Below are 15,439 nucleotides of genomic sequence, written 5' to 3' on the forward strand. Positions count from 1 at the left end.
ATCAGCCCTCCCGCTTTTTCAGTCGTGGATCGAGCGTATCGCGCGCTGCGTCACCCAAAAGATTGATCGACAAAACACAGAGTGTCAGTAGAACACCCGGCCAAAGCACGATCGATGGTTTGATGCGGAAGAATTGTCGCCCTTCAGCCATGATATTGCCCCAGGTGGGAATCTCGGTGCTGATGCCAGCCCCAAGAAACGAGAGGATTGCTTCAGTAAGGATTGCGGAAGCCACAATATATGTGCCCTGCACAATCAATGGCGCCATTGTATTTGGCAGAAGATGCCGGAACAGAATTTTTGGTGTGCTCGAGCCAAGAGCAAGCGCCGCTTCGACATATGGTTCTTCACGCGCTGTCAGAATGACAGATCGTACCAGACGTACAACGCGGGGAATTTCTGGAATAGTGATCGCTATGATGACAGAACCAATGGATGGACCGTTGAGCGCTACCAGAGCAATCGCAATCAGGATCGATGGCATGGCCATCAGGGCATCCATCATTCGCATGATGATTGCGTCCGCCGTACGGAAGAAGCCGGCAATAAGGCCGATAATAACTCCGATCCCAATGGAACTTGCAGCTGCGAGAAGGCCAATTAGCAGTGAAATACGCCCGCCGAGAATCATGCGTGAAAACAGATCGCGACCATAATTGTCAGTCCCAAGCAAATATTCATCAGAAGGCGGCTTAAGCCGCATCATGGGGTTCATAGCAAGCGGATCGTGTGGGGCGATCCATGGAGAAATGAGAGTGAGAAGGATGATTGCGGCGAGAAGAAACGCAGCAATAAGTGGCCCGATACCTACGCGTGTAACGCGCGGCAACGAGAACAGGCGGAGTAGCCAGTACATGCCTGCCGATGTCTGTTCTGAGCGCATTAGTAACGGATCCTTGGGTCGAACAGCGTATAGGAAAGGTCGATCAAAAGGTTGACGAAGACATAGAGTGCGCTTGTGAGCAGAATCATCGCCTGAATAACCGGATAATCGCGCGCCAGTACTGCATCGACAGTCAGGCGACCAATACCCGGAATGTTGAAGATGCTCTCCGTCACGACCACTCCAGAAATCAGCAACGCAAAGCCTGTGCCAACAATTGTCACGACTGGAACGGCTGCATTTTTGAGTGCATGTACAAACAGTAAGCGACGGTCACTTACGCCTTTTGCACGTGCGGTGCGTATGTAGTCTTCGCCAAGCACATCAAGCATCGCCGCGCGGGTCATGCGCGCAATCAGCGCTATATAAATTGAAGCAAGAGTGAGAGCAGGCAGGATTGCGCGCTCCAGAAAGCCCCCCAAACCTGAAGAAATCGGCCTGAAACCTTGAACTGGAAGCCAACCAAGATTGACCGAGAAAATCAACAGAAGCACATATCCGACAAGGAAGACCGGAACGGAAAAGCCAAGAACGGAAAAGCTCATGACAAGATAATCTGCCCATGAGCGATGACGCCAAGCAGCGACCACACCCATTGGAATAGCCACTAGAACTGCAATGATGATAGTCAGTATCGCAATCGATATGGTGGGGCCGATGCGCTGCGAAACCATATCAAGAACGGGCACGCCGGAAATCAACGAAACGCCGAGATCACCTTGCATAATGTTACCCATCCACGTGAAATACTGGGTGAGAATGGGCTCATTGAGGCCCATTGCCTCGCGGATGCGTTCAAGCTGTTCGGTAGTGGCTGCGTCACCAGCCAGAATTGCCGCCGGATCGCCCGGTGTCAGTCGAAGTAGAAGGAAGACAAACACTGATACCAGCAACAGTACCGGCACGAGTGCAAAAATACGTTTTAATAGATAGACAGCCATGTGCGCGTCCCGCTTGAGGTGGAACCGACACAGAGCCGGCCCCACGTTGAACTGGGAGCTACCGCGCCAAACGCGATAGCTGCGGGCGGATTATTCTTCAGTCTTCTTCACGTTCCAGAAGACCGGAACGGGCGAACCGAGCATATCAACGACATTGCTTCTGCGGGCTTGAGGAGGATTATATTCTCCGAGCGGGATGTACAGCACCGTGTCATAGGTATGAGCTTGGATCTTCTCGACCACCGCCTTCTGTTCTTCAGGCGTTTTGGCTGCAATATACTCCTTCTTCAGCGCTTCGATCTGGTCGTCCTGCGGCCAGCCGAACCAACCTTGTTCGCCACGACCGTTAAGCATCACAGAATTGATCGGCGTTGCAATCTCGGGGATTTGCCAGTTGGTAAAGAAGATATTCCAGCCACCCTTCGCAGGTTCGTCCTTGGATGCACGGCGCCCGACGAGCGTCTGCCAATCCATCGGCTGCATGTCCACTGTGAAACCCGCTGCGCGCAACTGCTGAGCGGCAACCACCGGCTGCGGTGATAGACTGGTAACGTCAGTTGGCTGCATCAGAACAACCGGTTTGCCGTCATAGCCTGCTTTCTTGAGCAACTCTTTTGCTTCTTCGACATTGCCTTTCGCGACGAGACTCTCAGAGCCTACATCAGTGGCGTTTGGCGTGCCGCACCCAAAAATGGCGCCGCAAACCTTGTAATAATTGGGGTCTGCCATCAGGGCAGCCAGTACTGGTTCTTGCGACATGGCTAGAAAGGCCGCACGACGAACATCCGGATTGTCAAACGGCGGATGCTTGAAATTGAGACGGCCCATAGTCTGATAGCCAAGCGGATCGCGCTGTTCCAGCACGACAGTGTCGTCGCCTTCAAACAGCGGCACTAGATCGACTGGAACCTGTTCGATATAATCGATTTCGCCACTCGTCAGCGCATTCACAGCGGTCTGGGCATCAGTCATCGTGACCCAGCGCACCTTGTCGACATTGACGACTTTGCCACCCGCCATCCAGCTCGCCGGTTCGCCGCGTGGTACATAATCTTCATTCTTGATATAGCTCACGCCCACACCCGGCTGGAACTCAGCGGGCACAAACTTGAATGGACCCGAACCGATATGTTCGGTGATGGCTGTATCAGCGGGGGTTGCGGCAATCCGGGCAGGCATAATGAAAGGCGGCAACGCTGCCTGCTTGGCGAGTGTGTCTAGAAAGGGGGGGAACGGTTCTTTGAGTGCCCAGACAATCGTCTTGTCGTCGTCTGCCTTCAACGAATCCGTGATGTCCATAATAAGTTGGCCACCTGCATCACGCTTCGCCCAGCGCTCAAGGGAAGCCACCGCATCAGCAGCAGTTACAGCCGCACCATCATGGAATTTGAGGCCATCGCGCAACTTGAAAGTGTAAGTCTTGCCGTCGTCCGACACAGTCCAGTCCGCCATCTGCGGCTGCGGCTTGAAGTTCTCATCGACGGCAATCAGCACGTCATAAATCATGTAAGCATGATCGCGTGTGATATGAGCAGTTGTTATGATCGGGTCTAGGATACGAAGATCCGAATGCATTACGGCAGTCAGCGTTGTTTCTGCCCAGGCATTTCCCGCACTCAGGGAAATCAACGAAGCTGCTATGCCATATTTCAATTTACGGAGGATAGGCCCAGGTTGTGGTGATTTGAAAAACTGCATCTACTTGGTTCCTCTGAAGGTTGTTTTATTGTTTTATTTGAATGTATCTCCCAGTGGTTCAAGCCGGATGCCTGAACGTAAATTCTTCCATGTCAATTGTGCTGGGCTAAGCGGCATTGCGCCGGGAGCGGTGCAGACAAGAAGTTTTTCGGCAATTGGCGCGAAATCTGCCCTGAAATGCACAGAGCTTTTATTCACGAGAATAGCTTCCTGCTCAGGCTCAATGCCAACCATGCGATAAAGCGCACGATCTGCCATCTGCGCCAGATTTGTGGTTACAACGACACGTGTTCCACCGAGCCGCAGGCAGGCGGATGGCCCCATATCAAGCCAGGTTCCGCCATAATAGGGACCTGTTGCATGAGCCTTGCCATCAGACAGCCTTTCAACGAAGAACTTTGCTTTATAAGGTTCATCGCCCGCGATACCAGACTTGCCGCCAAGTGCGATCTCAACTTCCACGCCTTCGCCAGCCTGATGCGCAATTTTTGCGGCTTCTGCGTCATGCATACAACCGATGGCAGCTCGTTTCGCACCACTGGACACCAGTGCACGCAACATTCCGGTCGTATCTGAACTGCCACCTGCGCCAGGGTTATCCTGTGTATCAGCAATTATGATCGGGCGGCTTGCATCGCGAGAAAGTTCAATGGCTTTCGCAACGCCTTCTTCGGGCTGGTAGGCAGTGCCTGCAAAGGCAGGCTCTGCCGCAGTGAGCGCTGCCAAGATATTATCGGCGCAGGCTTCCACCGCGCGGCTGTTCCAACCATAAGCAAAAACAGAAGGACCGCATTCAGCAAAATCGGCGGCAGGAAAACCCATGAAAAGTGAGGCCGTGAGCACATCTTCTGGTATATCGACCGTCATACCATAAAGGCCCTTGGCGGGTTGTTCATCGGTACATTGCCATGCAATCGGAATAAGGTAGTCACCTTGCCGCATCGCCTTGTGCCAGCCGTCAGGCCGGTCCATGAGCTCCTGCAGAGCTTCTGCCGCGCGGTATCCGGTTTCTGCCATATCAATATGCGGATAGGTTCGGAAACCCACCATAACATCCGCGTGATCGAACATGCGCTTCGTAATATTTCCATGCAAATCAAGGGCTACCGATAGCGGCGCCTCATGGCGGACGGTCCGAACGCGCTGCAAGAGCTCGCCTTCTCCATCATCGATATGTTCAGCGACCATCGCACCATGCAAGTCGATAAAAATGCCATCAAGCGGACCGCAATCCCTTAATCCCGTAACAATTTCGGAAACGATTGTTTCATAGGCCTCCTGTGTAACAGGCGCAGAAGGAATAGCGCCTGCCCACAGGATCGGCACAACCTCCCAGCCCGCTTGTTGAGCAAATTTCAGCGCGCCTGCTATCCCAAGATTGACGTTTTGCGCATTTGTAAAGATCGCGTCACCGCGCGAAAGCGGGATATATCCGCCGCCCTGAACGAACGCCCCCAATGTTGCCGGAGTGGCAGCAAAAGTGTTCGTTTCATGCAAAAAGCCAGCTACAGCCACGCGTTTTGACACGAGCGTACTCCCATTTCCTGATTTGCCCCCTCGGGCTGAACTGTGTATCTGTGAGCGATACATCTATATTGATTTTTTATGATAGGGATCAATTTTGATCCTTGTCAATGCTTGAATCTGGATTAAAGCTTTTTCTCATGAACACATATCGAGACCTGCGTGGCATATCCACTTTCGATCCTGATGAAGCCGACGCTTTTTCGGATGATCCATTATTCTTGCGTTCCGTCGCACGCACGGTCGCGGTAATGTCGGCGTTTCAAACGGCTCGACATCCCCTCTCGCTCACCCAGGTGGCCAATGCTGCAGGGATTGATCGCAGCGCCGCCCAACGTATTGTCCATACTCTTTTGAAGCTCAACATGCTGGCGCGAGATCCCGACGACCGCGGATATCTACCGGGGTTGCGCGTACTTGATATGACCCATGATCTCTTGCGGCTCAACCCAATGTTGCAGCGTGCAAATCCTGTCATGCTCGAACTCCGGCGACGAGTGAGTGAGCGTGTTGACCTCTCGTTATTCGATGACGTCCGCGTCATCTACGCCTTGCGCATGCCTTCCAAACACGAGGTGTTCAGCGCGACAATTGTTGGAAACGCTGTGCCGACTTACTGTACAGCAGGTGGCGTGGCCATTCTCTCGCGACTGCCAGACGAAACCATTGCCGATATCGTCAGCCGCTCTGATCTTACTCCGTTCACACCGCATACCGTTCGTGACCTGGAAGGAGTGATGAACCATGTTCGCGCCACGCGAGAACGAGGGCATTCTCTGCTTTGCAGCCAACTCCTGAATAATGAGGTGGTAATCGGCGCCCCGATAATGGACTGGCGAGGCACACCAGTGGGGGCAATTCACGTAGCAGGCAGCTTACAGGAATGGACTGCCCAGGGCTTCAGCGACAGTTTTGGACCTTTGATCCAGAACGCGGCCCAAACAGTTTCGGAAAGATCCTCTCCCTCCGGCAATAGAAAGATTGACACCGTTTAACAAATCTATCCAACAAAAATGCCGGGCTTTTAACCCGGCACTTCAATCAATTCGTCTTCTTCTAGTCTTCTTTAATCATGCTATCTTTGCTGGTATCACGCATCCGCAGATAAACAACCAACGAAATACCAATCATGACGGTGACATACCAGTAAAAGCCGCGTTCCCATCCCCCATTCTTAAAGCTCAGCGCGACGTATTCAGCAGTACCGCCAAATAATGTGTTAGCAAGAGCATAAGGCAGTGCCACGCCAAGTGCACGGATATGAGCCGGAAACAGCTCCGCTTTTACCACCGCATTGATAGAGGTATAGCCCGTCACAATTATCAGAGCACCCATGACCAGCAAACCGGCAATGATCGGATCGCGCGTCTGCTCGAGTGTCGAGAAGATAGGGTAGGTGAACAACACTCCGGCCGCACCAAATCCAACCATGAGCGGCTTACGGCCAATCTTGTCGGAGAGAGCACCTGCTACCGGCTGCAGACACATAAAGATGAACAGCGTGATTGCGTTTATCTGACTGGCAACTTCGCGGCTGAAACCAGAAGTATTGACGAGAAACTTCTGCATGTAAATCGAGTACGCATAAAAGGCGAGCGTACCGCCGGCAGTCAAAAGCATGACCAGTGCGGTTTCCTTCGGATGATGCTTGATCAGCGTCCAGAACCCCGACTTTGGGACATCCTTTGTCTTTGCATTCTTGAAGCTTTCCGTTTCAGCAAGGCCACGACGCAGCCAGAATACCACCACGGCAAGCAGCGCACCGATGAAGAATGGAATTCGCCAGCCCCAGGATTCAAGAGCGGGAGTTTCCATCGTGCTCTGAAGCACGATCAACAACAAAATTGCCAGAAGCTGGCCAGAAATCAGTGTGACATATTGGAAAGAAGAGAAGAAACCGCGACGGCTTTTACCAGCCATTTCTGACAGATAAGTCGCGCTCGCTCCATACTCACCGCCAACGGACAGGCCCTGCATCAAACGTGCAAGCACCAGAAGAGCTGGAGCGAAGAGTCCAATGGTTTCATAGCCAGGGGTCACTGCAATAATGAGAGAACCCGCACACATCAGTGTGACTGATAGAGCCAAGCCTGCCTTACGACCCTTGCGGTCTGCATAAATTCCCATGATCCACGCACCAATTGGGCGCATGATAAATCCGACGGCAAAAACGGCTGCAGCACTCAGAAGTTGCGCCGTCTGGCTATCCGATGGAAAGAAATGAGGGGCAAAATACAGAGTAAAAGCTGCATAAACATACCAGTCGAACCATTCGACAAGATTACCGGTCGACCCACCGATTATGGATTTCAGTCGACTGTTGGTGCTTGGCGCATCGCTCCGTTCGGAGGTGATTGAGACCATGCGGTTACTCCTTCAAATCTTTATTTTTAAGCTTCACCCGAGGCTTGAGCGCGAGGCCGCGCTTGCTACGGATGACTTGACCACGTTCAGGGTTATCGGCCGCCTCACATCCTTGATGCGCCTTGCAACGGAAGCTCCCCCTGAAAACCTGTGCCGAAGGGTGGGCGTCTAATGCCGTGAACCATGATCTGCCTCGCCATCACTTGGTCGCGCAAACCAAAAAATGCGCATCTGAGTTTTCAGAAAACTTCGCGTTGAAAAGATCATATTCTTGGCACTGCACGGATTAGCTCCTCCCTACGAAACTCCCAATTTCGAAGTAGCGCTAAAATGCGGGACAAGATTTGTAACTTCCATAGCCACTGACTAAAAAGTTTAGTTTATTGAATTAACTCAATGAATCGCAATTCTGACACAATTCGACAATTGCTTCTGTGCAAATTTTTGCGTGACTTTATTAGGATTAGTGCATAATCCTGCACAAATGAGGATATCGTTGAACGCGACCAGAATCCTTCTCGTTGCTTTAGCAGTGCTTTTGGCAACGATATTCTGGACAGCAGCAAAATTTTGGACCGAGACGGATGCGCTTGATCGTTTGAGCGAGGATGCGACCCTTGTTGCGCGGCAACAGACGAGACTGATCGACAGCGAACTTGCCAAGTTTCGCCTGCTGCCAGTGGTGCTCAAAGAATATAGCGATTTGCACGATGTTTTGGATGGCGGCTCATCGGACGCAACAGCACGATTGAACGATAAGCTCGAGTTCCTAGCAGAACAGATCGGCTCGCCGATCATCTATGTGATCACGCGCGACGGCATGGTAATAGCCTCCTCCAACGCAAACACACCTGAAAGCTTCGTTGGTCGAAATTACGGATATAGACCATATTTTCAGGGTGCACTGTCGGCGGGTGCAGCGGAATACTATGCGATTGGTGATCTTAGCGGACGTTTCGGCCTGTTTCTCGCCAGACGGATCGGCGACGAAGCTAATCCAGTCGGCGTTGTGGTCGTTAAGTTTGAATTCCATCGGCTGGTGAAAACCTGGTCTAACGATCCGGGTCAGACATTCGTTATCGATCCGCGCGGCATCATTCTCGCCTCGACCGATAAGGCAGAGGATTTGCGCTCGTTCCAGCCTATCTCAACCGAAGAACGCACCAAAATCAGCCAGAGCGGACAGTTTAGCGTCGCAGACCTTCAGCCAAGTCACTACGCATTCGAACCTGAAAACATGATACGTGGTCCATCTGGTTCAAAGTTCATCACCGTTGATGAACCAATAGCTGAGACCGAACTGAAACTCATGCATATCGAAGCAGTCGCGCCATCCCTGCGCGCTGCCCACGATCATGCGCGCCTTATCACCGTTTCAGCGCTTCTGATTGCCATGACGCTCTTTGGCGCAATCTACTGGCGCATCACCCGTGCGGCGCGCTTGGCTGCGGATCGGGCGGCGCTGGAAACAGCTGTTAGTGAGCGCACTTTAGAACTCAGCGCGGAAATGGTTCGGCGCGAACGCGCTGATAAGCGCTTTCGTGAAGCGCGCGAAGAACTTGCGCAAGCCAACAGGCTCGCATCGCTGGGTTCGATTACCGCAGGTCTCGTCCATGAGATCAACCAGCCAGTGGCTACCATTCAGACACTTGCAGAAAACGCACAGCATCATCTTGGCAAAGGCAAACTCGAGAAAGTCGCAGCCAATCTTTCTACAACCGTTGAGCTGACGGCGCGCATCGGCTCCATCACGCAAGAAATGCGGCGCTTTGCGCGAAGCGGACATCGTGAGCTCGCCCCTACTGGGCTAGATGAGTTGTTGGAAGGCACGCTGCTCATCATGGGAGATCGGTTTCGAAATGCAGGCGTGACACTTGAAACGCCGAATGGATGCGATTTCCAAGTCTTTGCAAATCGCGTTCGTCTCGAACAGGTTCTAGTCAATTTGTTTCAGAACGCTCTTGATGCGGTAGCAATGCAACCAAAACCGCGCATTGCCTTGTTCATCTTCGGGGAAGACCAGCAAGTAACACTTACTGTCGCCGATAACGGCCCGGGCATCGATCCGGCATTGGGCGATGAAGTGTTCAGTCCGTTTGTGACCGGCAAGCCTGAAGGGTTGGGACTTGGTCTGGGCATTGCACGCGATATTATGACAGAACTTGAAGGCACGCTGCGTATTGTGCCTTCACCATTAGGAGGTGCCGCCTTCGCAGCTACTGTAAAGCGGGCAAAGCAAGCATGACAGACATAGAACCACTCCGCGTAATTCTGATCGATGATGACATGGCCTTTCGCACCGCATTGGCGGATTCCTTTGAAATAGCCGGGATGGACATCCAAACCTTTGCTGATGGCCAATCGGCCCTCGCCAATTTGAACGCCGATTTTCCGGGCATTGTCATCACCGATATCAGGATGCCGAAAATAGATGGCCATGCGGTGCTGGAAGCGCTGTTGGCGCGTGATCCCGAGCTACCGGTCATTTTGATGACCGGGCACGGAGACATCGGCACGGCCGTGGCTGCCCTCAAAAAAGGGGCATTTGATTTCATCGCCAAACCTTTTGCCGCCGATCACATGATCTCGAGCGTCCGGCGTGCCCTTGAAATGCGTCGACTCGCCCTGGAAAACCGACGACTGCGAAAGGCTGCGGCAGAAGCCGAACAAGACTTCCCGCTTTTCGGCGAAACCCCGGTAATGGTTAGGCTACGCGAGACAATCCGCCAGCTTGCGAGTGTTGATGTCGATGTATTGATTGAGGGTGAAACAGGAACCGGTAAAGAACTTGTAGCACGCCTCCTCCACCGCTGGAGTTCACGTCACGCACGCGGCTTCGTTGCGATCGACTGCGCGGCGCTGCCAGACGCCATCGCAGATGACGTACTATTTGGTAATCGCATTCAGCGCGGGAGGATCGTTGACGCTGATCGTGGCACACTGTTCCTCGATGAAATCGACAGCATGTCCGCATCCGTGCAGGGCAAGCTTCTGCGTGTGGTTGAGGAACGGGAACTGCCCAGTGCAACGGGTGAACCCAGAGCTGTCAATCTGCGGATAGTTGCGGCTGCAAAGAGCGACCTGGAAGTTTCGGTTAGAGCTGGCCTTTTCCGGTCGGACCTTCTTTACCGCCTGGAAACAGTTAGGCTGCGTATTCCGCCCTTGCGAGAACGCCGTAAGGATATAGGTCTGCTTTTCTCCTATTTTCTTGATGAGGCTGCAGCCCAATTCGGCCAGCCTCGCCCAATTATAGACGCAACAATTGAAACGCGACTGAATTCAGATGATTGGCCAGGTAATGTGCGTGAGCTGCGCAATTTTGCCAAACAAGTTGTTCTTGGATTGGGAAAAAGTCCGCTAAAAGAAGCGGGCCAAGTGCCGCTTTCTGAACAGATGGATGAATTTGAAGCGAAGGTACTGCGCGAAACACTAGAGCGGTTGAACGGTGATGTTAGTGGGGCTGCAAATATCCTACAGCTCCCGCGCCGCAGTCTTTATGCCCGTTTGCAGAAGTTGGGTATCGATGCATCATCATTCAGAAAGAAGGACGCTCTTTAGGCACGTTCTTACTTCAAAATTGCCCAACTCATCGCTTTACCTGGCAAATCGAGCACCGTCGCGCTCTTCCGTCTGAACTTTGTCGAGAATTTCAATTGACGCACCTGGAACCTGGAGGCCAGGATGATCGATCAACGTCCGAAAGTGTCGCGAGCTCGTCTTCTGCGACACTTTCGATTTCAATAGGAAATCTTTTCCATTTCCGGCAGGATCGTAAAGAGATCGCCCACAAGGCCATAATCAGCCACCTGGAAGATCGGTGCTTCTTCATCCTTGTTGATCGCAACAATCACGCGGCTGTCTTTCATACCAGCCAGATGCTGGATCGCGCCGGAAATACCGACTGCGATGTAAAGTTCCGGTGCAACCACCTTACCGGTCTGGCCAACCTGCCAGTCGTTTGGTGCATAACCCGCATCAACTGCTGCACGGCTGGCGCCAACGGCAGCACCAAGCTTGTCGGCAACAGGAAGGATCACTTCCTCAAACTTCTCCGACGAACCAAGCGCACGACCGCCCGAGATGATGATCTTGGCAGAAGTCAGTTCCGGACGATCACCACCCGAAAGCTTGTTTTCAACAAAGCTCGACAGTGCCGGATCAGCAGCCGCATTGATGCTTTCAACTAGAGCCGAACCGCCCTCACCCGTTGCCGAGAAAGAAGCCGTACGAACCGTGATGACCTTCTTGGCATCGGTCGACTGCACGGTCTGGATCGCATTGCCCGCATAGATCGGACGCTTGAAGGTGTCAGCGGACACAACTTCCATGATTTCCGACAGCTGCATCACATCAAGAAGTGCTGCAACGCGCGGCAGCACGTTCTTGGCCGAAGTGGTGGCTGGTGCAATGATCGTGTCGTAGTTTCCTGCGAGTTCAACGATGGCTGCAGCCAGTGGCTCGGCCAGACGGTTTTCCAGCGCATCGCTTTCAGCCAACAGAACTTTGCGAACGCCAGAAAGCTTGGCAGCTGCATCGGCGGCTGCTTTCGCGCCCTTGCCAGCAACCAGAATATCGACATCGCCACCGATCTGGGCAGCTGCTGTCAGTGCCTTTGCAGTCTGATCGGAAAGGCTTGCATTGTCGTGTTCGGCAATAAGAAGAATAGCCATGTGTTTGTCCCTTCCGATCTCTTACAATACGCCGTCGGCTTTAAGCTTCTCGACCAGCTCGGAAACCGAACCAACCTTCACGCCAGCCTTGCGGCCACCCGGCTCTTCGGTCTTCAGAACCTTGAGGCGCGACGCAATATCAGCACCGAAATCAGCAGGCGACTTCTCATCAAGCGGCTTCTTCTTGGCCTTCATGATGTTTGGCAGCGATGCATAGCGCGGCTGGTTCAAACGAAGATCAACTGTGACAATGGCTGGAAGCTTCACATCAATGGTCTGCAGACCGCCATCGACTTCGCGCGTTACCTTGGCCGAGCCGTCAGCAAGCTCCACCTTCGAGGCAAAAGTTGCCTGGCTCCAGTTGAGCAGTGCCGAAAGCATCTGGCCGGTCTGATTGGCATCGTCGTCAATCGCCTGCTTGCCGAGGAACACGAGGTCAGGCTGTTCAGCATCGACCACGCCCTTCAGAACCTTGGCAACACCAAGCGGCTCGACGGTTTCGTCAGTCTTCACCAGAATTGCCCGGTCAGCACCCATGGCAAGTGCGGTGCGCAACGTTTCCTGCGCCTGTGCCGGACCCACCGAAACCACGACGATTTCCGTGACCTTGCCTGCTTCCTTCAAACGGATCGCTTCTTCAACCGCGATCTCGTCAAAAGGGTTCATCGACATCTTGACGTTTGCAAGCTCAACGCCCGAACCATCTCCCTTTACACGGATCTTTACGTTGTAATCTACAACCCGCTTTACTGCGACAACTGCCTTCATATGGCAAACCTTTCATTCGTTTTAAGAAGCGGCACGTGCAGCGTTTCCAAATCAAACACGCGCGCGCCTGGCTTCCGGATCGTAAGGAGATTCTTCAATCACACAGGCTTTTCGCATTTCACCCAAAACGGGGATTTCAAGTTCCGTTCCCGGAACGCCAAGTTCGACTGGCAGCAGCGCCAGCGCGATATCATGTTTGAAAGTATAAGAATAACCACCTGATGTGACACGACCGACCAGCTTTCCGTTGTGATAGACACCCTCGCAAGACAGCGTGCTCGCACCATCAGTTTGAATCGAGAGTGTTACGGAGCGCTGTTTGATGCCATGTTCCTTCTGTGTGACCAGCGCTTGCTTGCCGATGAAGTCGTCCTTTTCAAGACGTATGAAACGCTCCAATCCGCTTTCCCAAGCGCTCAATTCAGGGTTCATATCGCGATACATAGCGCGGTAGGATTTATCAAGGCGCAGCGATTCCAGCGCATGCAGCCCGACAAGACGCAGACCATGTTCTTGGCCGGCCGCAAGCAAAGCTTCCAGAAGATTCCGCTGATATGCTAGTGGATGATAGAGCTCCCAACCCAGTTCGCCTTCATAGTTTACGCGCAACAAGCGGACATCACTTGCAAGGCCGACCGTACCATTCTTGATACCAAACCACGGGAAGGCTTCGTTTGAAAGATCGATCTCGGTCAATGTCTGCAATACTTCCCGCGCTTTCGGACCCACGATCGTAAAGCAACCACGATCATTGGTCACATTACGCAGGCTCACGCTGCCATCTTTCGGCAGAAGCTTGGACAGATCATCGAAATTCCAGCGCTCGGCACGGGGTGTCGAGATCATGTAAAAGCTGTCGTCTGCCAAACGTGCGACAACATATTCCGCCTGAACACCGCCGTTTTTCGTCAAATGGTGAGCAAGATTAACGCGCCCGATTTTCGGCAGCCGGTTGGCAAGAATGCGATCGAGCCACGCTTCAGCACCCGGACCGCTGACTTCAAATTTAGTCATTGGCGTCATTTCGACAAGGCCAACCGCGTTGCGTACAGCCTCGACTTCCTCGCCAACATAATTGCCTTTTTCAGTCCAGCGCCAGCTATACTGATCCTTGGCTTCCACTCCCTTCGGAGCAAACCAGTTAGGCATTTCCCAACCGTTGAGACAGCCCCATACCGCACCAAGTTCAGTTAAACGGTCATAGGATGGAGCAGTTTTCTGTGGGCGTGCTGCAGGCATATCCTGTCCAGGATAGTGCTGATCCGCATGGGTGCCCCATGCTTCACGAACCTTCTCACGCGTCCAGTTCTTGTTCGCGTAATCTCCAAAACGACGCGGATCAAGTTCACTTGTGTCGATGCTGTTGCTGCCTTCGACAATTCGTTCAGACAAGTAATATCCTATTGCGCCGCCCCACAGAATTCCACCTGGCACGCCCTCAGCGAGCCACACATTATCCAGCCCCCACGCCGGGCCCACCAGTGGCAACTCGTCGGCTGTCATCTGAAATGGCCCGCGTACATTTGCTTTGATACCAACACGACCAAGCGTTGGAACGAGTTCCATCGCTCGCTCCCAATTCCATGAGACTGAATCGAAGTCTTCTTCCAGAAGATCTGCACCAAACCACTCAGGTACACCGTTTTCAGCAAAAAGCTTCAGGTGCTCGGTCTTTTCATAAGGACCGAACATCAGTCCATCGCCCTCTTCACGCAAATAGCCTTCAAAGCCTTCATCGCGAAGTATTGGCATCTCAGGCAAACCCTTACGCTTACGCTCGATCACTTCCGGCACGGAGTCGGTGATCCAATACTGGTGAACAATCGGAATTGCGGGGATGTCTAGTCCCAGCATAGCACCGGTCTGCCTTGCATAATTTCCGGTAGCTGAGATTACATGCTCGCAGATGATCTCACCATTATTGGTCTTCACCTTCCACTCGCCGCTCGGCAGACGCTCGAATCCATTGACTTGCGTATTGAGGTAAATCTTGGCGCCGTTGTCACGCGCTCCCTTGGCAAGCGCCATGGTGACATCAGCAGGAGCGATGTGTCCGTCATCTGGATGATAGAGCGCACCAAGCATATCATGGTTGTTTTCTAGCAATGGCCATAACTCTCGGGCGCGAGCAGGAGAAACGAGTTCGGCTCGCACACCCTGCACGTCAGCGACACTCATATAGCTCTTGTACTCATCGAGCCGGTCACGGGTGTTAGCAATGCGAAGCTGGCCGCATTTATGCCAGCCAACGTGCTGACCAGTTTCCGCTTCCAGACCTTCATAAATCTCAATCGACTTGTTGATCATACGGCCAATATTGATATTGCGCGCGTAGGAAGGAATTAGACCTGCGGCATGCCACGTTGAACCGGCGGTGAGTTGGGTTCGTTCCAAAAGAACAACATCCGACCAGCCCCTCTTTGCGAGGCCATAAAGAATTGATGCGCCAACGCACCCTCCGCCAATGACAACTGCACGTGCATGAGTCTGCATTTCAAGTTCCCTTCCATGACATGTTTTTTGAGGAACTCCGACACCCGAACGAATTGGCGTGGTCGTTCCGTTTGTGCGTCACATTACAGAGGGATTTT

11 protein-coding genes are annotated in these 15,439 nt (G+C 52.9%); 3 read left to right on the plus strand and 8 right to left on the minus strand.

The genetic code is table 11. The annotated features are described in order from the left end of the window. Position 1: 1 nt before the first annotated feature. The 4 genes from KMS41_17260 to KMS41_17275 all read right to left on the minus strand — a co-directional run bounded on the left by KMS41_17260 (position 2) and on the right by KMS41_17275 (position 5,049). The gene (locus tag KMS41_17260; GenBank protein QWK79238.1) at positions 2-883 is read right to left on the minus strand and encodes an ABC transporter permease; all 882 of its coding nucleotides are present in this window, start codon (positions 881-883) and stop codon (positions 2-4) included. Continuing rightward, positions 883-1,824, minus strand: a complete 942-nt coding sequence (locus KMS41_17265) for an ABC transporter permease (protein ID QWK79239.1) — start codon at positions 1,822-1,824, stop codon at positions 883-885. Before KMS41_17265 ends, KMS41_17260 begins: the two co-directional genes overlap by 1 nt. A 90-nt stretch (positions 1,825-1,914) precedes the next feature. Next, entirely contained in the window at positions 1,915-3,522 is a 1,608-nt protein-coding gene (locus tag KMS41_17270; GenBank protein ID QWK79240.1) for an ABC transporter substrate-binding protein, read from the minus strand. Between the two features lie 33 nt (positions 3,523-3,555). After that, on the minus strand, positions 3,556-5,049 hold the full coding sequence (locus tag KMS41_17275; GenBank protein ID QWK79241.1) for a M81 family metallopeptidase: 1,494 nt from the start codon (positions 5,047-5,049) through the stop codon (positions 3,556-3,558). A 137-nt stretch (positions 5,050-5,186) separates the two neighbouring features. Between KMS41_17275 and KMS41_17280 the strand changes: the two genes are divergently transcribed. Further along, complete coding sequence (locus tag KMS41_17280) at positions 5,187-6,041, plus strand: IclR family transcriptional regulator (GenBank protein ID QWK79242.1); 855 nt, start codon at positions 5,187-5,189, stop codon at positions 6,039-6,041. A 61-nt stretch (positions 6,042-6,102) separates the two neighbouring features. Here KMS41_17280 and KMS41_17285 read toward each other — a convergent pair whose 3' ends face one another. Continuing rightward, the gene (locus KMS41_17285) at positions 6,103-7,410 is read right to left on the minus strand and encodes an MFS transporter (GenBank protein QWK79243.1); all 1,308 of its coding nucleotides are present in this window, start codon (positions 7,408-7,410) and stop codon (positions 6,103-6,105) included. 484 nt (positions 7,411-7,894) lie between these two features. On the opposite strand from KMS41_17285, the gene KMS41_17290 reads away from it, so the two are divergent. Both KMS41_17290 and KMS41_17295 read left to right on the plus strand, forming a co-directional pair. Then, the gene (locus KMS41_17290; GenBank protein QWK79244.1) at positions 7,895-9,655 is read left to right on the plus strand and encodes a sensor histidine kinase; all 1,761 of its coding nucleotides are present in this window, start codon (positions 7,895-7,897) and stop codon (positions 9,653-9,655) included. Beyond that, positions 9,652-10,968: a sigma-54 dependent transcriptional regulator gene (locus KMS41_17295; protein ID QWK79245.1), complete on the plus strand. Its 1,317-nt coding sequence runs from the start codon at positions 9,652-9,654 to the stop codon at positions 10,966-10,968. Before KMS41_17290 ends, KMS41_17295 begins: the two co-directional genes overlap by 4 nt. A 179-nt stretch (positions 10,969-11,147) precedes the next feature. On the opposite strand, the gene KMS41_17300 is transcribed toward KMS41_17295, so the two are convergent. From KMS41_17300 to KMS41_17310, 3 genes are read right to left on the minus strand one after another with little or no spacing between them, the layout of a single operon-like run. Next, the gene (locus tag KMS41_17300) at positions 11,148-12,080 is read right to left on the minus strand and encodes an electron transfer flavoprotein subunit alpha/FixB family protein (protein ID QWK79246.1); all 933 of its coding nucleotides are present in this window, start codon (positions 12,078-12,080) and stop codon (positions 11,148-11,150) included. Positions 12,081-12,101: 21 nt separating this feature from the next. After that, complete coding sequence (locus KMS41_17305) at positions 12,102-12,848, minus strand: electron transfer flavoprotein subunit beta/FixA family protein (GenBank protein ID QWK79247.1); 747 nt, start codon at positions 12,846-12,848, stop codon at positions 12,102-12,104. Between the two features lie 51 nt (positions 12,849-12,899). Then, positions 12,900-15,341 carry an FAD-dependent oxidoreductase gene (locus KMS41_17310; GenBank protein ID QWK79248.1) on the minus strand — a complete coding sequence of 814 codons (2,442 nt, stop codon included), beginning with the start codon at positions 15,339-15,341 and terminating at the stop codon, positions 12,900-12,902. Positions 15,342-15,439 lie beyond the last annotated feature (98 nt).

The sequence above is a fragment of the Ochrobactrum sp. BTU1 genome, from assembly GCA_018798825.1.
Lineage (GTDB): Bacteria > Pseudomonadota > Alphaproteobacteria > Rhizobiales > Rhizobiaceae > Brucella.